The 24,359-nt window shown below is 63.0% G+C and carries 23 protein-coding genes; 10 read left to right on the forward strand and 13 right to left on the reverse strand.

Annotated features, from left to right (window positions below; all coding sequences use genetic code 11):
- Nucleotides 1-64 precede the first annotated feature (64 nt).
- Nucleotides 65-952 carry a DMT family transporter gene (locus PM2_RS27755; protein WP_016711874.1) on the forward strand — a complete coding sequence of 296 codons (888 nt, stop codon included), beginning with the start codon at nucleotides 65-67 and terminating at the stop codon, nucleotides 950-952.
- Here PM2_RS27755 and PM2_RS27760 read toward each other — a convergent pair whose 3' ends face one another.
- Nucleotides 953-1,234, reverse strand: a complete 282-nt coding sequence (locus PM2_RS27760; RefSeq protein ID WP_003259082.1) for an Rdx family protein — start codon at nucleotides 1,232-1,234, stop codon at nucleotides 953-955. It lies immediately after the preceding gene.
- Between the two features lie 67 nt (nucleotides 1,235-1,301).
- Between PM2_RS27760 and PM2_RS27765 the strand changes: the two genes are divergently transcribed.
- Nucleotides 1,302-3,485 (forward strand): patatin-like phospholipase family protein, encoded by a 2,184-nt coding sequence (locus tag PM2_RS27765; protein WP_028699594.1) that lies wholly within the window; start codon nucleotides 1,302-1,304, stop codon nucleotides 3,483-3,485.
- A gap of 32 nt (nucleotides 3,486-3,517) precedes the next feature.
- On the opposite strand, the gene PM2_RS27770 is transcribed toward PM2_RS27765, so the two are convergent.
- Together PM2_RS27770 and recQ are read right to left on the reverse strand one after the other, a co-directional pair.
- On the reverse strand, nucleotides 3,518-3,955 hold the full coding sequence (locus tag PM2_RS27770) for a MarR family transcriptional regulator (protein WP_016711876.1): 438 nt from the start codon (nucleotides 3,953-3,955) through the stop codon (nucleotides 3,518-3,520).
- Between the two features lie 150 nt (nucleotides 3,956-4,105).
- Nucleotides 4,106-6,253: a DNA helicase RecQ gene (gene recQ, locus PM2_RS27775; protein WP_028699595.1), complete on the reverse strand. Its 2,148-nt coding sequence runs from the start codon at nucleotides 6,251-6,253 to the stop codon at nucleotides 4,106-4,108.
- A 244-nt stretch (nucleotides 6,254-6,497) separates the two neighbouring features.
- On the opposite strand from recQ, the gene PM2_RS27780 reads away from it, so the two are divergent.
- The 3 genes from PM2_RS27780 to PM2_RS27790 all read left to right on the forward strand — a co-directional run bounded on the left by PM2_RS27780 (nucleotide 6,498) and on the right by PM2_RS27790 (nucleotide 9,128).
- Entirely contained in the window at nucleotides 6,498-7,085 is a 588-nt protein-coding gene (locus PM2_RS27780) for a YecA/YgfB family protein (RefSeq protein ID WP_016711878.1), read from the forward strand.
- A 7-nt stretch (nucleotides 7,086-7,092) separates the two neighbouring features.
- Entirely contained in the window at nucleotides 7,093-7,458 is a 366-nt protein-coding gene (locus PM2_RS27785; protein ID WP_016711879.1) for a YbaN family protein, read from the forward strand.
- Nucleotides 7,459-7,769: 311 nt separating this feature from the next.
- Complete coding sequence (locus PM2_RS27790; RefSeq protein ID WP_016711880.1) at nucleotides 7,770-9,128, forward strand: TolC family outer membrane protein; 1,359 nt, start codon at nucleotides 7,770-7,772, stop codon at nucleotides 9,126-9,128.
- Nucleotides 9,129-9,169: 41 nt separating this feature from the next.
- Here the strand turns inward: PM2_RS27790 and PM2_RS27795 are convergent, their stop codons facing one another.
- The 3 genes from PM2_RS27795 to PM2_RS27805 form a co-directional block, all read right to left on the reverse strand.
- Complete coding sequence (locus tag PM2_RS27795) at nucleotides 9,170-9,769, reverse strand: tRNA-uridine aminocarboxypropyltransferase (protein ID WP_028699596.1); 600 nt, start codon at nucleotides 9,767-9,769, stop codon at nucleotides 9,170-9,172.
- Nucleotides 9,770-9,834: 65 nt separating this feature from the next.
- Complete coding sequence (locus tag PM2_RS27800) at nucleotides 9,835-11,400, reverse strand: methyl-accepting chemotaxis protein (RefSeq protein ID WP_028699597.1); 1,566 nt, start codon at nucleotides 11,398-11,400, stop codon at nucleotides 9,835-9,837.
- A gap of 136 nt (nucleotides 11,401-11,536) precedes the next feature.
- Complete coding sequence (locus tag PM2_RS27805) at nucleotides 11,537-12,430, reverse strand: LysR family transcriptional regulator (protein WP_016711883.1); 894 nt, start codon at nucleotides 12,428-12,430, stop codon at nucleotides 11,537-11,539.
- 224 nt (nucleotides 12,431-12,654) lie between these two features.
- Here PM2_RS27805 and speB point away from each other — a divergent pair, with 224 nt between their 5' ends.
- Nucleotides 12,655-13,605, forward strand: coding sequence for an agmatinase (gene speB / locus PM2_RS27810; protein WP_003254586.1), 951 nt, complete (start codon nucleotides 12,655-12,657; stop codon nucleotides 13,603-13,605).
- 133 nt (nucleotides 13,606-13,738) lie between these two features.
- Complete coding sequence (locus PM2_RS27815) at nucleotides 13,739-15,118, forward strand: sodium:solute symporter family protein (RefSeq protein WP_016711884.1); 1,380 nt, start codon at nucleotides 13,739-13,741, stop codon at nucleotides 15,116-15,118.
- A 70-nt stretch (nucleotides 15,119-15,188) separates the two neighbouring features.
- Here PM2_RS27815 and PM2_RS31835 read toward each other — a convergent pair whose 3' ends face one another.
- Together PM2_RS31835 and ptrR are read right to left on the reverse strand one after the other, a co-directional pair.
- Complete coding sequence (locus PM2_RS31835; RefSeq protein ID WP_009683677.1) at nucleotides 15,189-15,317, reverse strand: PA1414 family protein; 129 nt, start codon at nucleotides 15,315-15,317, stop codon at nucleotides 15,189-15,191.
- 124 nt (nucleotides 15,318-15,441) lie between these two features.
- A complete protein-coding gene (gene ptrR / locus PM2_RS27820) occupies nucleotides 15,442-16,335 on the reverse strand; it encodes a putrescine utilization regulator PtrR (RefSeq protein WP_016711885.1) in 894 nt (297 codons plus the stop codon).
- Between the two features lie 106 nt (nucleotides 16,336-16,441).
- On the opposite strand from ptrR, the gene PM2_RS27825 reads away from it, so the two are divergent.
- Complete coding sequence (locus PM2_RS27825; protein WP_028699598.1) at nucleotides 16,442-17,608, forward strand: MFS transporter; 1,167 nt, start codon at nucleotides 16,442-16,444, stop codon at nucleotides 17,606-17,608.
- Here PM2_RS27825 and PM2_RS27830 read toward each other — a convergent pair.
- Nucleotides 17,605-18,531: a DMT family transporter gene (locus tag PM2_RS27830; protein WP_025753882.1), complete on the reverse strand. Its 927-nt coding sequence runs from the start codon at nucleotides 18,529-18,531 to the stop codon at nucleotides 17,605-17,607. The two genes, PM2_RS27825 and PM2_RS27830, sit on opposite strands and share 4 nt — an antisense overlap.
- A 106-nt stretch (nucleotides 18,532-18,637) precedes the next feature.
- On the reverse strand, nucleotides 18,638-19,033 hold the full coding sequence (locus PM2_RS27835; RefSeq protein WP_016711888.1) for a hypothetical protein: 396 nt from the start codon (nucleotides 19,031-19,033) through the stop codon (nucleotides 18,638-18,640).
- A 207-nt stretch (nucleotides 19,034-19,240) separates the two neighbouring features.
- Between PM2_RS27835 and PM2_RS27840 the strand changes: the two genes are divergently transcribed.
- Complete coding sequence (locus PM2_RS27840) at nucleotides 19,241-19,513, forward strand: hypothetical protein (protein ID WP_016711889.1); 273 nt, start codon at nucleotides 19,241-19,243, stop codon at nucleotides 19,511-19,513.
- A 63-nt stretch (nucleotides 19,514-19,576) separates the two neighbouring features.
- Here PM2_RS27840 and PM2_RS27845 read toward each other — a convergent pair whose 3' ends face one another.
- A complete protein-coding gene (locus PM2_RS27845) occupies nucleotides 19,577-20,938 on the reverse strand; it encodes a DEAD/DEAH box helicase (protein ID WP_028699599.1) in 1,362 nt (453 codons plus the stop codon).
- Between the two features lie 103 nt (nucleotides 20,939-21,041).
- Here PM2_RS27845 and PM2_RS27850 point away from each other — a divergent pair, with 103 nt between their 5' ends.
- Nucleotides 21,042-22,343, forward strand: coding sequence for a mechanosensitive ion channel family protein (locus PM2_RS27850; protein ID WP_028699600.1), 1,302 nt, complete (start codon nucleotides 21,042-21,044; stop codon nucleotides 22,341-22,343).
- 101 nt (nucleotides 22,344-22,444) lie between these two features.
- On the opposite strand, the gene PM2_RS27855 is transcribed toward PM2_RS27850, so the two are convergent.
- Both PM2_RS27855 and PM2_RS27860 read right to left on the reverse strand, forming a co-directional pair.
- Nucleotides 22,445-23,380, reverse strand: coding sequence for an AEC family transporter (locus tag PM2_RS27855; RefSeq protein WP_028699601.1), 936 nt, complete (start codon nucleotides 23,378-23,380; stop codon nucleotides 22,445-22,447).
- Nucleotide 23,381: 1 nt separating this feature from the next.
- On the reverse strand, nucleotides 23,382-24,257 hold the full coding sequence (locus PM2_RS27860) for a carboxylate/amino acid/amine transporter (RefSeq protein ID WP_016711894.1): 876 nt from the start codon (nucleotides 24,255-24,257) through the stop codon (nucleotides 23,382-23,384).
- Nucleotides 24,258-24,359: the final 102 nt, after the last annotated feature.

Below are 24,359 nucleotides of genomic sequence, written 5' to 3' on the forward strand. Positions count from 1 at the left end.
TCTTGTAGGCGCTGAAATGCCGGAGCGTGCGCCGAGCAAATAAAGATCTTGAGCAAGGACCACCATGAACCACCGCACCGCCCTCGGCGCCCTGCACATTGGCGCGCTGTTCTTCGGCCTGACCGGCGTCTTCGGCAAACTGGCCGCCAGCGCCAGCCCGGCAATCATCGTGTTCGGCCGCGCCGCCTTCGCCGTGCTTGCCCTGGCCCTGTTCGCCAGCCTCGCCGGCCCGGGCTGGCAACGCCTGAGCAGTCAGGACATCCGCCGCCTGCTGCTCGGTGGTGTGCTGCTGGCCGGCCATTGGGTCAGCTTCTTCATCGCCGTCAAAGTCGGCGGCGTGGCCATCGCCACCCTCGGCTTCGCCAGTTTCCCGGCCTTTACCGTCATCCTCGAAGGCCTGCTGTTCCGCGAACGCATCCGCCGCAACGAGGCCGTGCTGGTACTGCTGGTCAGCATAGGCCTGGTCCTGGTCACACCGGCCTTCGATCTGGCCAGCGAAGCCACAGGCGGCCTGCTCTGGGCACTGCTTTCCGGGTTGCTGTTCTCGCTGCTGTCACTCACCAACCGCGCCGGCTCCGGGCGCTTGCCTGCGGTTCAGGCTGCGCTGTGGCAAAACCTGGTGGTGGGCCTGTGCCTGCTGCCCTTCGCAGCACCGGGCCTGGCAGACGTGGCAGCCATGGACTGGCTGTGGATCGCCCTGCTCGGCATCTTCTGCACCGGCGTGGCGCACAGCCTGTTCGTGGCCAGCCTGGCGGTAATCAAGGCGCGTACCGCCGCCGTGGTGTTCGGCATGGAACCGGTCTACGGCATTGCCGTGGCCTGGGTCGTGTTCGCCGAAACCCCCACGCTGCGCATGCTACTGGGCGGCGCGCTGATCATCTTCGCCATCGTGCTGTCCAGCCGCCTGGCCGCCGAGCAGCCGCCCAAGCAGCCACTGCCCGAAGGTGCGTGATCAGCGGTCGTTATGGCCAAGGTCACGCTGAGGGTCGATCTGGTCACGTACCCGCTGCTTCAGCACCTTGGCCTCGGGGAAGCCGCCGTCGGCCTTGCGCTCCCAGATCTGCACACCATTGCAGGTGATGCGGAAGATACCGCCAGTGCCTGGCTCCAGGGCTACCCGGCCAAGGTCGTCGGCGAAGGTGCTGAGCAGTTCCTGGGCCAGCCAGGCGGCACGCAGCAGCCATTGGCACTGGGTGCAATAAGTGATGACGATTTCCGGCTTGCTGTCGGCCATGGTGGCGCATCTCCAGGTAAGGGGCCGCTTATACTAGCGGTCTTTAGCCCACGGTTTGAGACTCACGATGCGCCGTTTGCTGTTCTGCTTTCTGCTCACCCTCACCAGCCTCACGGCAATTGCCGCCGAACCGGCCAGGCCCAAGGTCGGGCTGGTGTTGTCTGGTGGCGCGGCCCGTGGCCTGGCCCATATCGGCGTGCTCAAGGCCTTGGAAGAACAAGGCGTGCGCATTGACGCCATCGCCGGCACCAGCATGGGGGCTGTGGTCGGCGGGTTGTACGCCTCGGGATACAGCGTCGAAGAGCTGGAAAAGCTCGCCACCACACTGGACTGGCAACAGGCCCTGTCCGATGCCCCACCGCGCAAGGACGTGCCGTTCCGGCGCAAGCAGGATGACCGTGATTTCCTCGTCAAACAGAAGCTCAGCTTTCGCGACGACGGCAGCCTGGGCCTGCCGCTGGGGGTCATTCAGGGCCAGAACCTCGCGCTGCTGCTGGAGAGCAAGCTGGCGCACACCGCCGACACACGCGACTTCGACAAGCTGCCCATCCCCTTCCGCGCCGTGGCCACCGACATTGCCAGTGGCGAAAAAGTGGTGTTCCGTCGCGGCCACCTGCCCCAGGTAATCCGTGCCAGCATGTCGATCCCCGCCGTGTTCGCCCCGGTCGAACTGGAGGGTCGCCTGCTGGTGGACGGCGGCATGGTCGACAACATCCCGCTGGACGTGGCCCGGGAAATGGGCGTGGACCTGGCCATCGTGGTCGACATCGGCACCCCGCTGCGTGACCGCAAGCAACTGGCCACGGTGGTCGACGTGCTCAACCAGTCGATCACCCTGATGACCCGGCGCAACTCGGAAGAACAGCTGGCCAGCCTGCACCGCGACGACATCCTCATCCAGCCTTCGCTGACCGCGTTTGGTGTAACCGACTTCGGCCGCGCCCGGGACATGATCGACGCTGGCTACCGCGCCACCCGCCTGCTCGACTCGCGCCTTGCCAGCCTGCGCCAGCCCGAAGACAGCAGCCTGGCCGTGGCCCGCTCGCCGCGTCAGCGTACACCGGTGATTACCGCGATCCGGATCGAGAACGACTCCAAGGTCAGCGACGATGTGATCCGCTCGTACATTCGCCAGCCGATCGATGCCCCGCTGGAACTGGACCGCCTGCAGACCGACATGGGCACGCTGTACGGCCTGGACTACTTCGACCGGGTGCAGTACCGCGTGGTGCACAAGGGCGACGACAACACGTTGGTGATCAATGCCCGCGGCCGACGCGGCGGTACCGACTACCTGCGCCTGGGCCTGAACCTGTCGGACGACCTGCGTGGCGACAGCGCCTTCAACCTGGGTGCCAGCTACCGGGTCAACGGCATCAACAGCCTGGGTGCCGAATGGCTGACCCGTGGCCAGATCGGAGACCAGCAAGAGCTGTACAGTGAGTTCTACCAGCCGCTGGACGTGGGCTCACGCTACTTCATCGCACCGCACCTGGACTTCGGCTCGCAGAACATCGAAGCCACCCTGGACAACGACCCCATCGCCGAGTATCGCCTGGAGCGCTACGGTTTTGGCCTGAATGTTGGCCGGCAGATCGGCACCAACGGCGAAGTGCGCCTGGGCGTAGGCAAGGCGTGGGGCGAGGCCGAGGTGCGCATTGGCGACCAGGACCTGCCCAAAGTCAGCTTCAACGAAGGCTTCTACGAGCTGAAGTACTCGTTCGACACCCTCGACAACGTGTACTTCCCCCACAGCGGCGAGGACATAGGCCTGACCCTGCGCAAGTACGACAAGTCGCTGGACTCGGACCAGGATTATCGGCAGTGGTTGTTCAACCTGGACAAGGCCATCAGCAGCGGGCCGAACACCTTCGTGCTGGGCGGGCGCTACGGGCGCACGCTGGATGACGCCGAAGTGGTGACGTCAAGCTTCGTGATCGGTGGCGCACGGCAGCTGTCAGGGTTCCGCCAGGACTCGGTGTCGGGGCAGAACGTGAGCCTGATGCGCATGGTCTACTACCGTCGGCTGACGCCACGGGCCTACGTGCCGCTGGACTTCCCGCTGTACATTGGCGGGTCGCTGGAACGTGGGCGGGCGTGGAACAACGACAATGAGTTCGACAGCGGGTACATCAATGCGGCGAGTATCTTCCTGGGGCTGGAGACGCCGCTGGGGCCGCTGAACTTCAGTTATGGCACCAATAGTGCGCATGAACAGGCGGTTTACCTGAACCTTGGGCATACCTTCTGAACAATGGGGCCGCTTTGCGGCCCCAAGGGCCCTCAGGATTTCTCGAGGTTGGCCAGAATCTTCGCATGCACCCGCATGCACACCTGCAAGTCCGCCTCATCCACCCCGGTAAACAGCTCCACCCGCAGTTGATTGGCAATGGTCTCGATCTGGTCGATCAGTGGCTTGGCCGGCGGGCACAGTACAATCTTCTTCGCCCGCCGGTCCTCCAGCACCGCCTGCCGACGTACCAGCCCTTGCGCCTCCAGGCTGTCGAGCAGGCGCGCCAGGGTCGGGCCTTCAACGCCCACGCTCTGGGCCAGCTCACGCTGGGTCGGGGCCTCTTCGAAACGGGCCAGGTGCAGCAACACCAGCCAGCGCGCCTGGGACAGGTTGAGCCCGGCCAGGCGGCGATCCAGTTCGGCACGCCAACCCCGGGACATCTGGGCCAGCTGCATGCCAAAGCGGTGTTGGTTGTCGGTCAGGGGCATAAGGAACTCATTGAATAGATCTAATTATTAGGCAGCTAACCATGGCCGGCGCCACGAGGCAAGGCTCGGGCACGCGGGCGTGTACGATAATCGTCAAAAAGCATGACAAAGGTCAGCAGATGGCGCTTCTGCCTTCGATTCTGCCGCCGTTTACAGCTCGAACTCCGCCGCCAACGCTGCACGCACGCAATACAGCACGCCCTCCGGCACCCGAGCGCCGAACAACGGCGCAATGGCCGACACCGCTGGCAGCTCGCCTTCGCCATCCAGGAAGGCGTCCTGCACTTCCATCAGCAGGTCTTCCGGCAGGTCGAGGGCCTGGTCCAGGCTCAGCTCCTGGCGGCCCAGTGCCTCGGCCAGCAGGCTATACACGTTCTTCTCGCTGCAGTTGAGCTGCCCGGCGATCTGCGCCGGCGTCATGCCGGCGCGCGCCAGGCTAACCAACTCGTGGCGCAGGTCGAGCACCACTTTCGGCGCCTCGTCGGTGCCGCCACTGTTGTTCAGCACTTCGAGGAATGCCTGGCCATAGCGCTCCAGCTTGCGCGCACCCACGCCGCTGACCTGGGCCATGTCACTGAGGCTGACTGGCTGGCTGCGCAGCATTTCCAGCAACGTCGAGTCGGGGAAGATGACATAGGGTGGCACGCTGTGCTCCTCCGCCAGCTTGCGCCGCAAGGTACGCAGCGCCTCCCAGAGCTCGCGCTCTTCGGCACGCACCAGCTGGCTGGCCGGGCTGCCGCCGCTGGAGGGCGAAGCCTTGGCCGTGGTCTGCGGCTTGAGGTCGCGGCGCAATTGCAGAGTGACCTCGCCACGCAGCAGCGGCCGGCAGCTGTCGGACAAGCGCAAGCCGCCATAGCCCTCCAGGTCGATATCGACCAGGCCCCGCGCCACCAGCTGGCGGAACAGCGAACGCCACTCGACCTCGGCCAGGCCCTTGCCAACGCCGAAAACCGACAGCTTCTCGTGGCCGAAATTGCGTACCTTCTCGGTGTCCTTGCCCAGCAACACATCGACCAGGTGGCCGACGCCATAGCGCTGACCCGTGCGGAACACCGCCGACAGGGCCTGGCGGGCCGGCTCTGTGGCGTCCCAGGTCTGGATCTTGTCGACACAGTTGTCGCAATGCCCACAGGGCTGTTCGAGGGTTTCGTCGAAGTAGGCCAACAGAGACTGGCGGCGGCAGCGGGTTTCCTCGCACAGCGCCAGCATGGCATCGAGCTTGTGCTGCTCGATGCGTTTGTGGCGCTCGTCACCTTCGGAGTTCTGCAGCATCTGCTTGAGCATCACCATGTCCTGCAGGCCGTAGGCCATCCAGGCATCGGAGGGCAGGCCGTCCCGGCCGGCACGACCGGTTTCCTGGTAATAGGCCTCAAGCGACTTGGGCAGGTCGAGGTGGGCAACGAAGCGCACGTTGGGCTTGTCGATGCCCATGCCAAACGCAATGGTGGCGACCATGATCAGCCCTTCCTCGTTGAGGAAGCGGTGCTGGTTGGCCGCGCGCGTCTCGGCAGCCAGGCCAGCGTGGTACGGCAATGCCGGGAAGCCTTGGTCGCAGAGGAAGGCAGCGGTTTCGTCGACCTTCTTGCGCGACAGGCAGTAGACGATGCCTGCGTTGCCGCGGCGCTCGCCCAGGAACGCCATCAGCTGCTTGCGCGGCGCTTCCTTGGGCACGATGCGGTAGAAAATGTTGGGCCGGTCGAAGCTCGACAGGAAGCGTTCGGCGCCTTGCAGGTGCAGGCGCTGGACGATTTCCTCGCGGGTTCGCATGTCGGCGGTGGCGGTGAGCGCAATACGCGGCACATGCGGGAACAGCTCGGCCAACTGGCCCAGTTGCAGGTATTCGGGGCGGAAGTCGTGGCCCCATTGCGAGACGCAGTGGGCTTCGTCAATGGCAAACAGCGAAATGTCCAGGTCGCGCAGGAAGTCGAGCATTCGCGGCTGCACCAGGCGCTCCGGCGCCAGGTACAGCATCTTCACTTCGCCACGGCGCAGGCGCCCGGCCAGGTCACGCTGCTGCTCAGGTGTCAGCGTGGAGTTCAACGCAGCCGCCGACACGCCCAGCTCGTCAAGGGTGGCAACCTGGTCATCCATCAACGCGATCAGTGGCGAAACCACCACCGTCAGGCCGGGGCGCAGCAGCCCCGGTACCTGGAAGCACAACGACTTGCCGCCGCCGGTGGGCATCAGCACCAAGGCATCGCCGCCGTTGGCCACGCATTCGATGATTGCTGCCTGGCGCCCTCGGAAACTGTCGTAGCCGAAGATGTCCTTGAGAACGCGCTGAGCCTGTTCGAGCATGTGCAACTCCAAATCGCCGTACCATCCTGGAAACAGGCTGGACGAAAAACCCGCCCCGCACACGCCAAAAGCGTAAGCGGTTTTTGCCAGGCGACCGGTAAACCCTGCCCCTGGATGAAAAACTGCGGAGTATACCGCAGCACCGCACCGCGCAGGGCACCACGGTGATAGACGTTCCCTTTGCCCCGCTGCCGCTGCAAGGTGCTAGAATTCGTTATCGTTTATTCCCCAAGGTAGCCCTGTAATGTCCTTCGCCGAGCAACTGACCCGCCTGCAAGCCTTCCTCGACGCCGACGAGCTGCACGAAGAAGCGCTGGACTATGTCGCCGCACACGGCTACCTCACCGCCCTGTCGATCAACGCCGAGGATGTACCGGAGCGCGAGTGGATCGACGCCCTGTTCGCCGAAGAGCCGCACTACAGCAGCGATGCACAGCGCACTGAAATCGAGGCGACGCTGGTTGCCCTCAAGGCGCACATCGCCCGCCAGCTGGCCAGCGACGACGAATTCGAACTGCCGTGCGACCTGGACCTGACCGACGAGCCGGACGATTCCGACCTGCGCGGCTGGTGCATCGGCTTCATGGAAGGCGTGTTCCTGCGTGAAGAAGCCTGGTTCGAGAACGCCGAAGAAGAAGTGAGCGAGATGCTGCTGCCGATCATGGTCGGCTCGGGCCTGTTCGACGAACAGCCAGAGTTCGCCGACATCGCCAGCAACGCCAGCCTGCAGGACGACATGATCGTACAGATCCCCGAAGCGCTGACCGCGCTGTTCCTGCTGTTGCACGCCCCTGACGAAAAACCGGCGCTGCTCAAACCACGCCACCACTAATCTGCCTGTGCGCTACCTGCTGCTGGCCATCGGCTGGCTCAGCGTTGCGCTGGGGGTGTTGGGGATTTTCCTGCCGGTACTGCCCACCACCCCCTTCCTCCTATTGGCGGCAGCCTGCTTTGCCCGCAGCTCGCCACGCTTTCACCACTGGCTGGTCAACCACCCCAAGCTCGGGCCGTGGATTCGCGACTACCTCAGTGGTGAAGGCATTCCCCTCAAGGGCAAGGTCTACGCTATCGGCATGATGTGGGCCAGCATTGGTCTATCGTGCTATCTGGTTCCCCTCTTCTGGGCGCGCACATTCATGCTGACAAGCGCCGTGCTGGTCAGCCTGTATATCCTCAGACAGAAAACCCTGCACAAGCCAAAGTGACATTTTTTTGTCGCCAAATATCACTTTCGCCTAACGGATATTCCCTTTATCCAGAATAATTCTGGAACCTCGCGAAAGCCTTGCAGGCACTGGCTTTGAAAGCGTTACGCGCATTCGCCATCAGCACTTATTGGCATCTTTTTTAGACAATATGGGTATTATATGGCAATTTGATATGAATAAATCTTCTTACTTATTGCATTGAATGTACTTAGCTGTGTTGTTAAAAACCTGCAACACTATACGCGACAACATTATCGTCATTTTTTTGGCGAGCAGCAGGATCAATTCCAGGATCAGGGAGATGTACCATGCGCGTTTTGAACCCCATCACCAGTGCTTTACTGTTGGCCCTGGCGAGTGCCAACGTACAGGCGATGTCGATCACCGAGGCCGTCCAGAGCGCCGTGGACTACCACCCACAAGTCAGCTCCAACCGCAACAGCAAGCTGTCGGCCGATGAGGACGTGAAATTTGCGCGTGGTGGCTACTACCCTTCCGTGGATTTGGTCGCTGGCTATGGCCGCCAGCGTTCGGACAACACCACTACCCGTGCCGAGGGTAACCACAACAAGGAAACCCTCAACTACACCCAGTCCGAGCTGCGCCTGCGGCAGATGATCTTCGACGGCTTCAACACCTCGAATGAAGTGGGCCGTACCGAGGCAGTCTCCACCTCCCGTGCCTACTACACCCAGGCCGTTGCCCAGGATGTCGCCTTGCGTGCCGTGGAGGTGTACCTGGAAGTGCTCAAGCGCCGCGAGCTGGTAACCCTGGCCAAGAACAACCTGCAAGCTCACCTGCGCGTCAACGACCAGATCAGCCTGCGTAACGAGCGCGGCGTTGGCAGCACCGCCGACCTCGACCAGTCCCGCGCACGTCGCGCCCTGGCAGAAAACAATTTGGACACCGCCGAAGTCGACCTGGCCGATGCCGAGGCCAACTTCTTCAGCGTGATCGGCCGCATGCCGGACGAACTGGAAAGCCCGCAGACCATCAAGGCCGAGGTGCCTGAAACCCTCGACGGCGCGCGCGACAGCATGCGTCAGAACAACCCCTACATCAAATCTGCCCAGGCTGACGTCAACGCGGCCGAGCAGCAGTACGAAGTGGGCAAGTCGACTTTCTACCCGCGCTTCGACGCCATTCTGGCAACCGGTGCCAACAACAACACCGGCGGCGAGAAAGGCCACAACAACAACGACTGGCAGGCCGGTGTAGAGATGAACTACAACCTGTTCCGCGGTGGCAGTGACAAGGCCCGCCTGCAGTCTGACGCGCACAAGATCAACCAGGCCCTGGACATCCGCAACAACGCCCTGCGTGAGCTGACCGAAAACCTGAGCCTGGCATGGAACGCCATGAACAACGCCAGCAAGCAGCTGCCGACCGCGCGTGAATATGCCGAGACCACCAAGCGCGTGCGTGCTGCCTACCAGGACCAGTTCGGCCTGGGCCAGCGTACCCTGCTGGACGTGCTGGACAGTGAAAACGAACTGTACAACGCCGACCGCCGCTACACCGAAGTGCGTTATACCGAGGAGTTCTCGCGCTACCGCGTGCTGGCGACCATGGGTGAGTTGCTGAGCAAGCAACACATCTCGCTGCCGCCAGAGGCATTGGCTACCACTGAAGTACGCACCGAGGCGCGCCTGCCCGAGATGCGTTGATCGGATTTGAGATTCGGGGGCCGCTTTGCGGCCCCCAGCCCTCACTCGGTGCCATGGTTACGCTCAAACGTCTCCATCCCCATCGCCTTGATCTGCCCTTCGATCAACGCCTCGAACGGCGCCAGCAGTGCATCGAAGCAGGCAGGCTGCTCCAGCGTATTCAATGCCCCCACCACCGCCTCGATAGTCGACAATGCCCCCGCTTCCGGCGCCTTGCGCAGCCGGTAACGTGAAGGCGTGACGGCCCCCAAGGTGACTCTCGGCAACCCCTCCAGCAACGGATTCATGTACAAAAGCTTGCGCGCCTTGCGCCAGGTGCCGTCGGGCACGATCAGCAGCAAGGGTTTGTCTTCGGCTTCGCTATACGCCGCGAGCACCTGGGCGTCGTCACCCGGGAATAGCAGAGCCGGCCGGTAACCGGGCGTCGCCAACAGTTCACTCAAGTCATCGAACACCTCTCCAATCCGCAACTCGGCATTGTTCAAGCCAAGGGCCGCGAGGCGCGCGGTGTTCAGGGCATGGGCCGTTTCACTGGGGTGCTGCAGCAGGATGACGCGGGTGCGGCTGTCGAGCGCGGGGATCAGTGGGCAGAGGCAATGGTCGAGCGGGCGCTGGCAGCGCTCGCAGCGGGGTCTGGGCATGGGGTTCTCCTTGGCGCAGACAGTTTGCCACAGAACCGGGGCCCGCTTGGCGGGCCCCACTTCGCTTAACGATTGAACCGCTCCGCCAGGCTATGCAGGTACTCCGCCATGCGCTCCAGATCCTGGCTGATTTCAGCCCCCTGCCGTGCCTGCCCAGCACTCTGGTCGCACAGCTGGGCAATCCTCACGATCTGCTGGTTGATGTCCTCGGCCACATGGCTCTGCTGCTCCGACGCCGTCGCCATCTGCTGGCTCATGCCGGTGATACGGCTGACTGCCTGGGCTATCCCGCTCAACGCAGCCTGCACGGCCTCGACACTGTGCACGCTGTCTCGCGAGATCTGCTCGCCCCGGTTGGCGGTACTCACCGCCCGCTCTGCACCTGCGCGCAGCGAGGCGATGATGTGGTGGATCTCATCGGTGGAAGCACGGGTGCGCTGGGCCGGCGAACGCACCTCATCGGCGACCACGGCAAAACCACGGCCTTGCTCGCCGGCGCGCGCCGCCTCGATGGCCGCATTGAGCGCCAGCAGATTGGTCTGCTCGGCAATCGAGGTAATGACATCGACCACACTGCCGATCGACTGGGTCTGCTCGGCCAAGGCATTGACTGCCAGGCCGATGTCATTGACCGCATCGCTCATGCTGCCCATGGCCTTGAGGCTCTGCAGCGCCAGTTCGCTACCCTGCTGCGCCAACTGGTCGGCATCTCCCGCCGCATGAGCCGTACTTTGCACGTTGTGGGTGACTTGCTGGATGGTCGCTGCCATCTGCGCGATGGCCGTGGCCGATTGGTCGGTTTCACTGCGCTGGCGGTCGAGCATCTGCGCCTGGGCGTCAGACAAATCGGACGACTGCGCCGCCCTCGACTTCACCCCTACCCCGGCGTCCACCAGCCGAGTGAGAGCCGTTTGCAAGCGTGCTTCCTCGCTGATGATGGCGAGGTCAAGCTGGCCTTGCAGGCCCGGGTTGTCGCTGTAGGTCAGTGCCACCAGCGGGCTGGTGAAGGCCTTGGGGTGCTCGGCCAGCGTGCGGCGGATGGCCTGGTTCTGCCGGTGCTCGACCAGGTACCAGGCCAGCAGGAGGCTGGCCATCAGCACCCCGAGCGCGGCATAGGGCGGCAACCACAGGTAACCGGCTGCCGACAACAGGCCTGCGCCAATCAACGGCCAGCCATGGCCCAGCCCATGCCCCAGCCGCGCCGCCCACGGCACGGCAGCCCTACCGCCCCGCAGGCGGGCATACAGCGCCTCGGCACGGCGGATCTGCTCGCGCGTGGGTACCGAGCGCACCGACTCGTAGCCACTGATGCGGCCCTGCTCGTAGATCGCCGTGACATAGGCGCTGACCCAGTAATAGTCCCCGTTCTTGGCCCGGTTCTTGACCACGCCCATCCACGGTTTGCCCTGCTTGATGGTCTCCCACATATGCCCGAATACCGCCGGCGGCATATCCGGGTGGCGCACCAGGTTGTGGGGTTGGCCGACCAGCTCGTCGTACGTGAAACCGCTGATCGCCACGAAGGCGTCGTTGCAGTAGGTGATGCAGCTGTTCAGGTCCGTGGTGGAAATCAGGCGTTGATCGCTGGAAAAGGTTCTTTCGTGCTCAGTGACGGGCAAATTCATGCGCATCTTGGGCGATCCTTGCAGGATGAAATGAGGAAAAATCATCAGCGCAAGTTGATATGTAGCAGAGCGCTATCAGGTTAGCGGTTTGCTTTTGCCGGAATTTAGCGCCTCCCGACGGAATGCATGAGCACCTTGCTTCTCAGCCCACATTGAGCTGGCTTTTCAGCAGGTCGCGGAAGGTCTGGATCAGGGGTTCACGGCTACGCCCGCGACGGATGATCAGCGAAAACGGGGCCTGGTAACCAAACGTCGACGGCGACAGCACACGCAAGTCGCCCTTGTCGACCCAGGCCTGGGCGTAATGTTCGGGCAAATAGCCGATATAGGCCCCGGACAGAATCAGGATCAGCTGCGCCTCCATACTCTCCACCGTCGCCGCGCTGTGCTTGAAACCATGCCGGGCCAACTCGGCCTGGCTCCAGTAGCCACGCCCGACCATGCGTTGCTGCGTCACCACCGGCTCAGGGATACGCCGCTCGGTATACAGCGGGTGACGGCTGCTGCAGTACAACCAGTGCTGCTCACGGTACAACGGCTGGTATAGCAGGCCACTCATGCGCGAGGAGAATGCGCCAATGGCCAGGTCCAGGCGATTGTCCTGCACACCCAGTTGCAGCTCGTAGGGGCTGGACACCGACAGGTGCAGGTGCACCGCCGGGTGCTCCTGGCTATAGGCGCCAATGGCTTCGGCCAGCGGCAAGGCCCGGTCACCGACCGTGGAGTCGATCACCCCAAGGTTGAGGGTGCCGCGCAGTTCACCCTTGAGGGCAGCGGCATACTGCTCGAAGCCGTCCAGCTCGGCCAACAGGCGCAGGGTTTCCTGGTGGAACAGTTCGCCTTTGCTGGTGAGGCTGAAGCCGCCCCGGCCACGGTGACACAGCACGATACCCAAGGCCCCCTCCAACTGGCTCATGTAAGTACTGATGGCCGAGGTTGAAAGGTTCAGCTCGCGCTGGGCGTTGGCAAAGCCCTGGTGGCGCACCACGCTGATAAAGATGCGCAGCAGTTTCAGGTCGGGCAAGGTCGAGGCCATGGTGCAACGGTTCCGCAGGGGTATTTGCGCGCAGTCTAACCGCTCTGCCCGCCTTTAGTTCAGAAATTCCTGAACTAAGTTTTTGTCGGTAGCGATTCTTCCCCGCCACTACCTTCAGCAGACTTGGCCGAAATGTCCCTGCCCGCCGGCAAAACCACACTTGAAATGGCGCGGCGGCACAGGTTCGAACAAACAGAACAATCGACCGACTGATGAGGCCCACCGTGGACAAGACTCTCCACCAACCACTGGGCGGCAACGAAATGCCGCGTTTCGGCGGCATCGCCACCATGCTCCGTCTTCCCCACCTGCAGAGCGCCGAAGGCCTGGATGCCGCCTTCATTGGCGTGCCGCTGGACATCGGCACCTCGCTGCGCTCCGGCACCCGCTTCGGCCCACGGCAGATTCGCGCCGAGTCGGTGATGATCCGCCCGTACAACATGGCCACCGGTGCTGCACCGTTCGACTCGCTGTCGGTGGCCGACATCGGCGACGTAGCGATCAACACCTTCAACCTGCTGGACGCCGTGCGCATCATCGAAGAAGCGTATGACGAGATCGTCGAGCACAATGTCATCCCGATGACCCTGGGTGGCGACCACACCATCACCCTGCCGATCCTGCGCGCACTGCACAAGAAGCACGGCAAGATCGGCCTGGTGCACATCGATGCCCACGCCGACGTAAACGACCACATGTTCGGCGAGAAGATCGCCCACGGCACCACCTTCCGCCGCGCTGTGGAAGAAGGCCTGCTCGATTGCGACCGCGTGGTGCAGATCGGCCTGCGCGCTCAGGGCTATACCGCTGACGACTTCAACTGGAGCCGCCGCCAGGGTTTCCGTGTGGTGCAGGCCGAAGAGTGCTGGCACAAGTCGCTGGAGCCACTGATGGCCGAAGTGCGGGAAAAAGTCGGCGGCGGCCCGGTTTACCTGTCGTTCGACATCGACGGCATCGACCCGGCCTGGGCACCTGGCACCGGCACCCCGGAAATCGGCGGCTTGACCACCATCCAGGCGATGGAGATCATTCGCGGCTGCCACGGCCTGGACCTGATCGGCTGTGACCTTGTCGAAGTCTCCCCGCCTTACGACACCACCGGCAACACCTCGCTGCTCGGTGCCAACCTGCTGTTCGAAATGCTCTGCGTGCTACCGGGCGTAGTGCGTCGCTAATACCGCTACACCCCGGCAGGAGCCATGAGGGAGGGCCACTGAGGCCCGCCAACAACACGACAAGACCGCCGGGCGCCGTGCAACCGCCCGCGTGGTCGATCTCGCCATAATAAAGATAATCGGGAGACCCCCAATGGCCTTGGACATCATTGTTGTAATGATCTATACCGCCGGCATGCTCGGGCTTGGCTGGTATGGCATGCGGCGCGCGAAAACCCACGAAGACTACCTGGTAGCCGGGCGCAACCTCGGCCCTGTCCTGTACATGGGCACCATGGCCACGACCGTGCTGGGTGGTGCTTCTACCGTTGGCACCGTACGCCTGGGCTACGTCCACGGCATTTCCGGTTTCTGGCTGTGTGCAGCCTTGGGCCTGGGCATCATCGCCATCAACCTGTTCCTCGCCAAACCGTTGCTGCGCCTGCGCATCTTCACCGTGACTCAGGTGCTGGAGCAGCGCTACAACCCGACCGCTCGCCAGGCCAGCGCCGTGATCATGCTGGCTTACGCGCTGATGATCGGCGTGACCTCCACCCTGGCCATGGCCACCGTACTGCAAGTGCTGCTGGACCTGCCATTCTGGGCCTCGCTGATGCTCGGCGGCGGTGTAGTGGTGCTGTACTCCACCATTGGCGGCATGTGGTCGCTGACCCTGACCGACATCGTGCAGTTCGTGATCAAAACCGTCGGCCTGATGTTCATCCTGCTGCCAGTGTGCCTGTACAAGGCCGGTGGCTGGGACACCCTGGTGGCCAAGCTGCCGGCGGCCAGCTTCCAGCTGACCACCATTGGCTGGGACACCATCATCACCTACTTCCTGATCTACTTCTTCGGCATCCTCATCGGCCAGGACATCTGGCAGCGGGTGTTCACCGCCCGTGACGAGAAAGTCTGCCAGCGTGCCGGTACCACCGCTGGTGTGTACTGCGTGCTGTACGGCCTGGCCTGCGCCGCGATCGGCATGGCTGCACATGTGCTGATGCCCGACCTGGCCAACCCGAACAATGCGTTCGCCGAAATGATCAAGACCACCCTGCCCGATGGCATCCGTGGCCTGCTGATGGCGGCAGCGCTGGCAGCCATGATGTCCACCGCCAGTGCCGGCCTGCTGGCGGCCTCGACTACCGTGACCGAAGACCTGCTGCCCAAGCTGCGTGGCGGCAAGCAGTCGAGCCTTGGCGTCAGCCGCCTGTTCACCCTGCTCACCGGCCTGGTGGTACTGGGTATCGCGCTGATGGTGAACGACGTGATCAACGCACTGACCCTGGCCTACAACCTGCTGGTCGGCGGCATGCTGATCCCGCTGATCGGGGCGATCTTCTGGAAGCGGGCGACCACCGCCGGCGCCATTGCCAGCATGTCGCTGGGCTTTGCCACCGCGCTGCTGTTCATGTTCAAGGACGGGCTGGAGGCCAATACGCCCATCTACTACAGCCTGGCTGTTGGCCTGGTGAGCTTTGTGGTGGTTAGCCTGATGTCCCGTAAACCCGTCGGTGCAGTGAATCTGGCCTGACAGGCAATAAACAATCAGCAGACACAAAAAGGCCGCTGCACCTACTCAGGTGCAGCGGCCTTTGTTCTTGTCAGCGACGACGCGGCTGACGCTTGCGCTGCTCTTCATCAGTCGGGATCGGCACCGGCTGCAAGGGCGGTGGAATCAGCCCCAAGGCAACCGCCAGGTCGTGGAGCCAGTTGGACAGTGGTTTATTCATAATGCCCCCTTGACGGGTCAGCCTCACGGCAAATCAATCCTGCGATGTTTCATACAGATCATAGCCCGATGTCCTGTATTACGCATGCTTCTGATCTTACAGATAAGGGCCATTTTGACGCGGATCAAGCCGTAACGGCGCATTCCGACGACTGGTTAATCGTTTCGCTTTGTTGCAGGTCGATCCATGCCTGCAAATTGGCACCGCGCATACCCTGACGCCACATCAGCCAGGTGACCGCCTGATCGAACGGTGCTTGCAGACGGTGCACCCTTACCCGGTCGCGCCCAGGCAAGCTGTCGAGCATCGACTGGGCCATCATCGCCACGCCTGCGCCGGCAATCACGCAGGCCAGCATGCTCTGGTAAGACTCGATCTCCATGACCCGGCCCATAGGGGTATGCGCATGGGCATACCAGGCCTCCAGGCGCATGCGGTACGAGCAGCCCTGGCGGAACGTGAACACGGCCTTCCCTGCCACATCCTTGGCGGTATGCACTGCCGGGTGCTCCGGGCTGGTGATCAGCACCAGATGCTCGTCACACAACGGCACACCATCCAGCCCGGCCAGGTTCAGCGGCCCATCCACCAGGGCAGCATCCAGGCGGTGGCTTAGCAAGCCTTCCAGCAACTCGCCGCTAGGGGCAGCGCGCACCTGCAGGTTCACCGCCGGGTAGGCCTGGTGATAGCGCGCCAGCAACGCCGGCAAATGGGTTGCCGCCGTGCTGTACATGGTCCCCAGCACAAAATCCCCGGCCGGTTGGCCGCCCCGCACGGCAGCCAGCGCCTCATCGCGCAAGGCCGACATGCGGTGTGCGTAGTCCAGCAGCACCTTGCCCGCCGGCGATAGCTGCAGGCGCTGACGTTCACGCAGGAACAGTTCGACGCCCAATTGCTCTTCCAGTTGGCGCAGGCGCGTCGACAGGTTTGACGGCACTCGATGCAGACGCTCTGCGGCACGGGTGACCGAGCCTTCCTCGGCAACGGCCTGGAAGATACGGAGCTGGCTGAATTCCACGGCATTCTCCAAAACAGAACAACTTGATCATCATTATTCAATTTTATTGAAAAAGGAACCGCCCTAACCTGCCGGCTATCGCTTACATCCGTGCAGGAGACTTGTCATGTCGCCACTTATCCAACTGCTGGCCAGCGCCGTGGCGCTGATGATGGCCATGGGCATCGGCCGTTTCGCCCTCACGCCACAATTGCCGCAACTGATCGCCGAAGGCCAGTTCGACCTGGCGGTTGCCGGGCTGATCGCGGCAGCCAACTACCTGGGCTATTTCATTGGCGCGGTAGATGCCATGTTCGCCCGCTCACCCGGCCAGGTGCGACTGCGCCTGCAGGGAGGGCTGTGGCTGTGCGTGCTGCTGACCCTGGCCTCATGGGCCGCTGATGGGTTGTGGAGCCACCTGCTGCTGCGCTTTGGTACCGGCGTGGCCAGTGCCTGGGTGCTGGTGATGATCACCAGCCTCAGCCAGCAAGTGGCCAATGCACACAACCGCCAGCGCCAAGGCGCCCTGGTGTTCGCCGGGCCCGGCCTGGGCATTGCCATGACCGGGCTGCTGGCCTTGGTGTCGCATGTGCTGGGGCTGGGCTCGGCAGCCCTGTGGCTGATCTATGCCCTGGCTGCGCTGATGATGTTGCTGGCCGTGCGGCCATGGCTGCCACGCGCCCTGCAAGTGGCGCCAGCCCCGTCGCCAGTGCGCCAAGGCCCGACCCGCAGCGTGGGCATTGGCCGCCTGGGGCTGGTGTATGCGCTGTACGGCGTGGGTTACATCCTGCCGGCCACCTTCCTGTCGCAAATGGCCAGCCAACAGTTCCGGGGGCAGTGGCAGGCCGACCTGTTCTGGCCGGCGTTTGGCCTGGCGGCGGCCTTGGGCGTGCTGCTGGTAAGCCTGCGCCGTGGCGGCCGCACCTCAACCTGGCTGACCGCCACGCTGTGGCTGCAAGGGGTCGGCGTGCTGGCCTGCCTGTTGGGCGGGGGCATCGGACTGGCGCTGGGCGTGGTGCTGTGTGGCGGGCCGTTCCTGGCCTGCATGCAACTGGTGATGCAACGCTCGCGAGAGCTGGCACCCCATGCCACGCAACGCAATGCCGGGCTATTGACCGCATGCTTTGCCCTGGGGCAGCTGAGTGGCCCGCTGCTGGCAGCACTCAGCATCCAGTACAGCGGCGGGCTGCAGCCGGCGCTGATGGCGGCGGCAGGTGGGTTGGTGGTGGCCGGGGGGCTGGTGCGGTTGGCACGCAGCGAGCGGGCCGGCGGCGCCTGCCCGGCAAACCTTTAACCTACATACCGCCGTAACTGCTTCTTCACCCAAGGCTCGGCACTTACCAGAATCACCCCGAGCAGCACCATCAACGCGCCAATCACAAAGTTGACGCTCAGCGGCTCATCCAGCAGCAGTACACCAAAGGTCACCCCGAACAGCGGGGTGATGAACGAAAACACAGCGAGGTTTGATGCCAGGTACTTGCGCAGCAACCAGAACCAGGTCAGGTAGCTGACGAACGACACCACAATCCCCTGGAACAGCACACTGCCCATGGCCAATGGCGTCAGCGACACGGCCCCGATCTGCCCACTGAGCAAGGCGATCAGCAACAGCCCGGCAAAACCCACCGCCAGCTGATAGAACAGGGTCAAGGTCGCCGGCGCCTCCGACAGCCGTGAGCAGCGCACCACCACCGTGGTCGCGCCCCAGGCCAGGCCGGCGATTACACCGAAGGCATCACCCAGCAGCATGCGGCCATCCATCTCCTCGAACGACATGCCACCGGCAAACGCCATGGCAATGCCACCAAATGCCAGCAAAATCCCCAGCCACTGCAACAGCCTCAGGCGCTCGCTGGGTAACCGGAAATGCAAGCCCAACGCGGTAAACACCGGTGCGGTATAGAGGAACACCGACATGTGCGCGGCCGACGTCAGCTTCAGCCCCTCGGCAATGAACAGGAATTCAAGGCCGAACAACCCACCCGCCACCACCCCGGCGCGCCATGTACTGCCGACCTGTTCCCAGCCACCGCGCCAGCACAACATCAGGCCTACCAGAACGGCAGCGATACCATTGCGCAGGGCCGCTTGCATCACCGGGGCGATATCCACGGCGGCGGTTTTGATCAGCACCTGCTGGCAACCCCAGATCAGGCACAGCCCCAGCATCACCTGGAAAGCGAAGGCGTCAGGGTTCTTGCGGACCGCGCTCATGGGCGGGCCTCTGGGATGATCGTCGGCATGGGCAAGGGCTCGGCAGTATTCAGAAGTTACCGATTATCGGGTTTGCGTGCCCACCCTTGCCAGCCTCAAAACGACCTCAAGCAATCTGCGCCTTCGCTGACACCTGTTCGAAGGTGGCTTCATCCAGCGCATCCGCCTGCTCGTCCAGCACCTGACGCGGGTGCTCGAAGCCGGGGATGCTGCTATCGATCAGGCTCATCAGGCGCAAACCGCGCTCGGTCAACACAAAGTTTTCGCCATTGCCGCCCTCTTCTTCAGGCCGGCTTGCGATGAAGCCACGCTTGAACAGCAGCTTCTCGTACTCACAGGCCAGGGTTTTAAGCAGGTCCAGGTCTCCCACCGGCTCACCTTTGGCAGCCAGCGCTGCGGCGTGCTGCTCGGCATAGGGGCGTGGGGTAAAGCTGTGACCAGCGCCGTTCTGCACCTCGTGCAACAAGCGCTCGATCAGGTCCCAGTCGTAGGGGATGCTCATGGTGATGGGCTCCAGCTGTGGACGGAAGGGGTACACAGGTTGGGACCGGAGAGTGAGTGGTGACGTTCCGGAAAATTAAATGAGAGCCACGATATGAGTGCCCCACCTCGCTGGATGACTAACCGTTATAGCCATCGGTCGCAATCGCTGAACTTGCCCGCGCCTTTTGCCCTCCACCGCGCATAACCACCGCTGGAGGTAAAAAGGATGAAACCGCTGCTGCCCCTTACTTGCGCCATCGCCCTGACCTGCGCCCTGCCCGCCTGGGCCTGCACACCGGAAGAAGCAACGCAAAAACGTGAAGAGTTGGCCGGGCTGGTTCCCCAGTTGACCGAGCAGAACCCACAGAAGGCCAAAGAGATCAATGACGAGCTTCAGGGGATGGACTTGGAGACGGCGAGCAAGGACTTGCCCGACAAGTGTCAGCTGATAGATCAGCGGATCAAGGAGTTGAAAACAGCGGAGAAGAAGGCTGAGTAGTTCTCGCCTGTGCTGGCTTCTTCGCGGATAAACCCACGAAAAAGCCAACACCGCTACTGAATGTTACTCAGCAGCCGGCTTGCGTTTCTTAAGTGGCGCCAGGCCATCAGCGCTGGCCAGCGGTGCATTTGGCCTCGGTTTGGCGGTCGGCTTGCGCTTGGCGGCAGCTTTCTTATCGCCGCCCTTCTTGTCTACCTTCTTCTTCTTGGCCCCAACAGCCTTGCCCGACGCCTTGACCTTCTTCGGCCCGCTGTAAGTACCCTTCACTTCCTTGATCACCCGGCGCTCGAACTGCTGCTTGAGGTAGCGCTCGATGCTCGACATCAGGTTCCAGTCATTGTGGGTGATCAGCGAGATTGCCAGGCCTTCGCCACCGGCGCGGCCGGTACGGCCCACACGGTGCACGTACTCGTCACCGCTGCGTGGCATGTCGAAGTTGATCACCAGGTCCAGGCCGTCGATGTCCAGGCCGCGGGCTGCGACGTCGGTGGCCACGAGCACCTTGGAGCTGCCTTGCTTGAAGCGCTCGATGGCCAGCTTGCGGTCCTTCTGGTCCTTTTCGCCGTGCAGCACGAACGCCTTCACGTCCTTGGCCACCAGGTGGCCGTAGATACGGTCGGCCAAGGCGCGGGTGTTGGTGAAAATGATCGCCTTGTCGAAGGTTTCGTTGGCCAGCAGCCACTGCACGATGGCTTCTTTGTGCTGGTCGTGGTCGGCGGTGATGATTTGCTGGCGGGTGCCTTCGGCCAGCTGCGACACGCTGTTGAGCATCAAGTGCTCAGGGTCTTTCAGCACCTTGCCGATGATATCGCGCAGGGCCGCGCCACCGGTGGTGGCCGAGAACAGCAGGGTTTGCTCGCGGTTCTCGCACTCCTTGCACAGGCGCTCCATGTCTTCGGCGAAGCCCATGTCGAGCATGCGGTCGGCCTCGTCGAGGATCAGCACCTGCACGTGGGACAGGTCCAGGTTACCGGCATTGAGCTGCTCCAGCAGGCGGCCCGGGGTGCCGATCAGCACGTCCGGCACCTTGCGCAGCATGGCGGCCTGTTCCTTGAAGTCTTCACCGCCGGTGACCAGGCCCGCCTTGATGTAGGTGAACTGCGAGAACAGCTGCACTTGCTTGAGGGTCTGCTGGGCCAGCTCGCGGGTCGGCAGCAGGATCAGCGAGCGGATCTCTACCCGTCCACCTTTCAGGTCGACCAGGCGGTTCAGCAGCGGCAGCACGAAGGCTGCCGTTTTACCGCTGCCGGTCTGCGCGGTCACGCGCAGGTCACGCCCTTGCAGGGCCAGGGGGATGGCCGCGGCCTGCACCGGGGTTGGCTCGACAAATTTAAGCTCGGCCACGGCTTTAAGCAGGCGTTCATGCAGGGCGAATTGGGAGAACACGGAGGTAACCTCGGGCAAGTGCGGGAAATTCAGTTGCATAGGGTAACGTTTTCTGCCGGCTTAGCCGAATTTCTTTTGGCAACTTTGCCGCCATCCGCGCTCTAATGGCACTTCGTTTCGCAACAAGACTGTACGCAAGCCCATGGATATCCAACGAATCTGGCGTGACTCCCTCGACCTGTGGGGCACCCTCGACCAACACCCTATGCTGCACGCGGCCATTGGCCTGGCGGTGCTGCTGCTGATTTCCCTGGTCATCGGCCGGCTGGCACGCTTCCTGGTACTGCACAGCGCCCGCCTGCTGGCACGCCAACCGGCGCTGAAGTGGCTGGACGACCTGCGCCACAACAAGGTGTTCCATCGCCTGGCACAAACCACACCGTCGCTGGTGCTGCAGTTTGGCCTGAAGCTGGTGCCAGAGCTGTCCGACACCGCCCAGCACTTCCTCGGCAATGTCGCCCTGGCCTTCACCCTGCTGTTCATGACCCTGGCGCTGTCGTGCCTGCTGGATGCCCTGCTCGACATCTACGCCCGCACCGAACACGCCCGCACCCGCTCGATCAAGGGCTACGTGCAGCTGGCCAAGATGATGCTGTGGATTTTCGCCGCCATCGTCATCATCGCCACCCTGATCGACCGCTCGCCGCTGTTGCTGCTGTCTGGCCTGGGTGCCATGTCGGCGGTGCTGCTGTTGGTGTACAAGGACACCCTGCTGTCATTCGTCGCTAGCGTGCAGCTGACCAGCAACGACATGCTGCATGTGGGCGACTGGATCGAAATGCCGCAGGTGGGTGCCGATGGCGATGTGGTGGACATCACCCTTCACACCGTCAAGGTACAGAACTTCGACAAGACGATCGTATCCATCCCCACCTGGCGCCTGATGAGCGAGTCGTTCCGCAACTACCGCGGCATGCAGCAGTCCGGTGGCCGGCGGATCAAGCGCAGCTTGTTCATTGATGCCGCTGGGGTACGCTTCCTCACCCGCGAAGAGGAACAGCGCCTGAGCCAGGTGCAGCTGCTGGGCGACTACCTGGCAAGCAAGCGCCAGGAGCTGCAAAACTGGAACGAGGCCCTGGGGCCGGTGGCGGAGCTGGCGGCCAACCGCCGCAAACTGACCAACATCGGCACCTTCCGCGCCTTTGCCCTGGCCTACCTTAAGAACCACCCCAACGTGCACCCGAACATGACCTGCATGGTGCGACAGATGCAGACCACCGCCGAGGGTGTGCCGCTGGAGATCTACTGCTTCACCACCACCACGGTATGGGCAGACTACGAACGCATCCAGGGGGATATTTTCGACTATCTGCTGGCGGTGTTGCCGGAGTTCGGGTTGAGCCTGTATCAGCAGCCGAGTGGCAATGACATGCGGGTGGGGTTGGCGGGGCGTACGGCGCAAGAGCCTGTGTCGCGTCGGCTGGAAGAGATGAGCGAGGCTTGAGATTGCCGGGGCTGCTTTGCAGCCCATCGCAGGCAAGCCAGCTCCCACAGGTTCAGCGCACAGTTCGAGACCTGTGCAGTACTTGTGGAAGATGCCGGCCGCTACCCCGCGTACCCCAACAGGTACAACAGCCCGGTCAAGGTCACCAGCGAAGCCACGGTCGATAACAGGATCGTCCGCGATATCAGCCCCGCCTCGCGGTTGTAATACTCCGCCAGCATGAACGGCCCGGTCCCTGTCGGCAGTGCCGCCAACAGCACCGCCGAAGCCGCCCACATGCTCGGCAGGCTGAACACCTTGTACGCCAGCACCCAGGTCAGCGCCGGCTGCCCTACCAGCTTCAACCCCACCAACGGCCACGGACTGGCCTGTGCGCCGGTACGCTTTTCCGCCAGGAACGCGCCCAGCGATATCAAGGCGCACGGCGTGGTAGCCAACGCCAGCATGTCGAGAAAGTGCATCACCGGCTCGGCCAGCCCCAACCCGGTCATGGCCCAGCCAGCACCCGCCAGCGGCGAAATCACCAGCGGGTTCTTCGCCAGCGCCTTGCCCACCACCACGATGGCGCGGCCAATATGCCGCTCTTCCTGCAAACCGATCTCGATCAGTGTCAGCGAAATGGCGAACACCAGGCACACAACGATCAACGACGAGATCAGGGCCGGCTGCAAGCCTGCCTGACCGAACAGCAACAGACACAAGGGGATGCCGATATAGCCGGTATTGGCATAGCCCGCACTGAGTCCGTCGATGCTCGATGCCACCAGGCCATGGCCGCTGTACAGCCGCCACGCCAGCGTGACCACGAACATGGCCAAGGCACCCGCACCAAAGGCCACGATGAACCCAGGATGCCAGATCTCACTCCAGGTGGCGGTGGCGGTGACCTTGAACAGCAACGCCGGCAGGCACAGCCAGACCACCATCTTATTGATTTCGGCGGCGGCCTTGTCGCCGAGTTTGTTGGTCTTGCGGCACAAGTAGCCAACCAGGATCAAAGCGAAGATCGGCGCAACAATGACGAAAATGGTGTGCATGTCAGGCTTTGCCGACCAGCGGAGACTGCGCGCGCGCCCCCAGACGGCTCAACCACACCGACGCCAGGATGATTCCGCCGCCGATGAACAGCCGCCCCAGCGGCTCGTGCTGGTTCCAGATCAACAGGTTCAGCAGCAGCCCTACCGGTACATGCAGGTTGTTCATCACCGCCAACGTACCGCCAGACACCAGGCACGCGCCCTTGTTCCACCAGTACAGGCCCAGCGCCGTCGGGCACAGGCCCAGGAACAGGAGCACCAGCCATTGCACATCGGTGCTCGGCAGGTGCTGGGCGTTGCCGAACAGCAGGAAGGCCGGCAACACCACCAGCAAGGCGCCCAGGTAGAAGTAGCCAAAGCGCGCATAATGTGGCAGGTCGCTGGGGTGGCGCGCGACCAGGTGGCGGTACAGCACCTGGCCAGCGGCATAGGTGAAGTTGGCCAGTTGCAGCAGCAGGAAGCCGATGAAGAACTCGCCGCTGATGCTGTCGAAGCGGATCACCGCCGCACCGCCCACGGCAACCAGCGCGGCCAGCAGCGCCCACGGGTTGAAACGCCGGTTCATGGCGTCTTCGATCAGCGTCACATGCAGTGGCGTGAGGATGGTGAACAGCAGCACTTCCGGCACGGTCAGCACGCGGAAGCTTAGGTACAGGCAGACGTAGGTGATGCCGTACTGCAGCGCGCCGATCAACAGCATCGAGCGCATGAAGCGCGGCTCGACCTGGCGCCAGCGGGTCAATGGCAGGAACACCAGGCCTGCCAGCACCACCCGTGCGAGCACAGCAAAATAGCTGTCGACGTGCCCGGCCAGGTACTCGCCGATCAGGCTGAAGGAAAACGCCTGGATCAGCGCGACGATTATCAGGTAGCCCATGGTTGTCTCTCGTGAATCAAGGCCGCGACCTTAGCGGGTTGCGGCAAATGAGTTCAACCATGAGGAATGTAAGGGCTGAACCGGCCCCCACAGAAGCCCAGG

Origin of the sequence: Pseudomonas monteilii NBRC 103158 = DSM 14164, assembly GCF_000730605.1 — a bacterium.
Classification (GTDB): Bacteria; Pseudomonadota; Gammaproteobacteria; order Pseudomonadales; family Pseudomonadaceae; genus Aquipseudomonas; species Aquipseudomonas monteilii.

Coding starts and splice junctions, on each gene's coding strand:
- PM2_RS27765 (WP_028699594.1), top strand. CDS start 1,302: ATGCGCCGTTTGCTGTTCTGCTTTCTGCTCACCCTCACCAGCCTCACG.
- PM2_RS27845 (WP_028699599.1), bottom strand. CDS start 20,938: ATGCAACTGAATTTCCCGCACTTGCCCGAGGTTACCTCCGTGTTCTCC.
- PM2_RS27790 (WP_016711880.1), top strand. CDS start 7,770: ATGCGCGTTTTGAACCCCATCACCAGTGCTTTACTGTTGGCCCTGGCG.
- PM2_RS27840 (WP_016711889.1), top strand. CDS start 19,241: ATGAAACCGCTGCTGCCCCTTACTTGCGCCATCGCCCTGACCTGCGCC.
- PM2_RS27855 (WP_028699601.1), bottom strand. CDS start 23,380: ATGCACACCATTTTCGTCATTGTTGCGCCGATCTTCGCTTTGATCCTG.
- PM2_RS27755 (WP_016711874.1), top strand. CDS start 65: ATGAACCACCGCACCGCCCTCGGCGCCCTGCACATTGGCGCGCTGTTC.
- PM2_RS31835 (WP_009683677.1), bottom strand. CDS start 15,317: ATGAATAAACCACTGTCCAACTGGCTCCACGACCTGGCGGTTGCCTTG.
- recQ (WP_028699595.1), bottom strand. CDS start 6,253: ATGCTCGAACAGGCTCAGCGCGTTCTCAAGGACATCTTCGGCTACGAC.
- PM2_RS27825 (WP_028699598.1), top strand. CDS start 16,442: ATGTCGCCACTTATCCAACTGCTGGCCAGCGCCGTGGCGCTGATGATG.
- PM2_RS27815 (WP_016711884.1), top strand. CDS start 13,739: ATGGCCTTGGACATCATTGTTGTAATGATCTATACCGCCGGCATGCTC.
- PM2_RS27770 (WP_016711876.1), bottom strand. CDS start 3,955: ATGCCCCTGACCGACAACCAACACCGCTTTGGCATGCAGCTGGCCCAG.
- PM2_RS27850 (WP_028699600.1), top strand. CDS start 21,042: ATGGATATCCAACGAATCTGGCGTGACTCCCTCGACCTGTGGGGCACC.
- PM2_RS27805 (WP_016711883.1), bottom strand. CDS start 12,430: ATGGCCTCGACCTTGCCCGACCTGAAACTGCTGCGCATCTTTATCAGC.
- PM2_RS27835 (WP_016711888.1), bottom strand. CDS start 19,033: ATGAGCATCCCCTACGACTGGGACCTGATCGAGCGCTTGTTGCACGAG.
- PM2_RS27860 (WP_016711894.1), bottom strand. CDS start 24,257: ATGGGCTACCTGATAATCGTCGCGCTGATCCAGGCGTTTTCCTTCAGC.
- PM2_RS27760 (WP_003259082.1), bottom strand. CDS start 1,234: ATGGCCGACAGCAAGCCGGAAATCGTCATCACTTATTGCACCCAGTGC.
- PM2_RS27830 (WP_025753882.1), bottom strand. CDS start 18,531: ATGAGCGCGGTCCGCAAGAACCCTGACGCCTTCGCTTTCCAGGTGATG.
- PM2_RS27780 (WP_016711878.1), top strand. CDS start 6,498: ATGTCCTTCGCCGAGCAACTGACCCGCCTGCAAGCCTTCCTCGACGCC.
- PM2_RS27800 (WP_028699597.1), bottom strand. CDS start 11,400: ATGCGCATGAATTTGCCCGTCACTGAGCACGAAAGAACCTTTTCCAGC.
- PM2_RS27795 (WP_028699596.1), bottom strand. CDS start 9,769: ATGCCCAGACCCCGCTGCGAGCGCTGCCAGCGCCCGCTCGACCATTGC.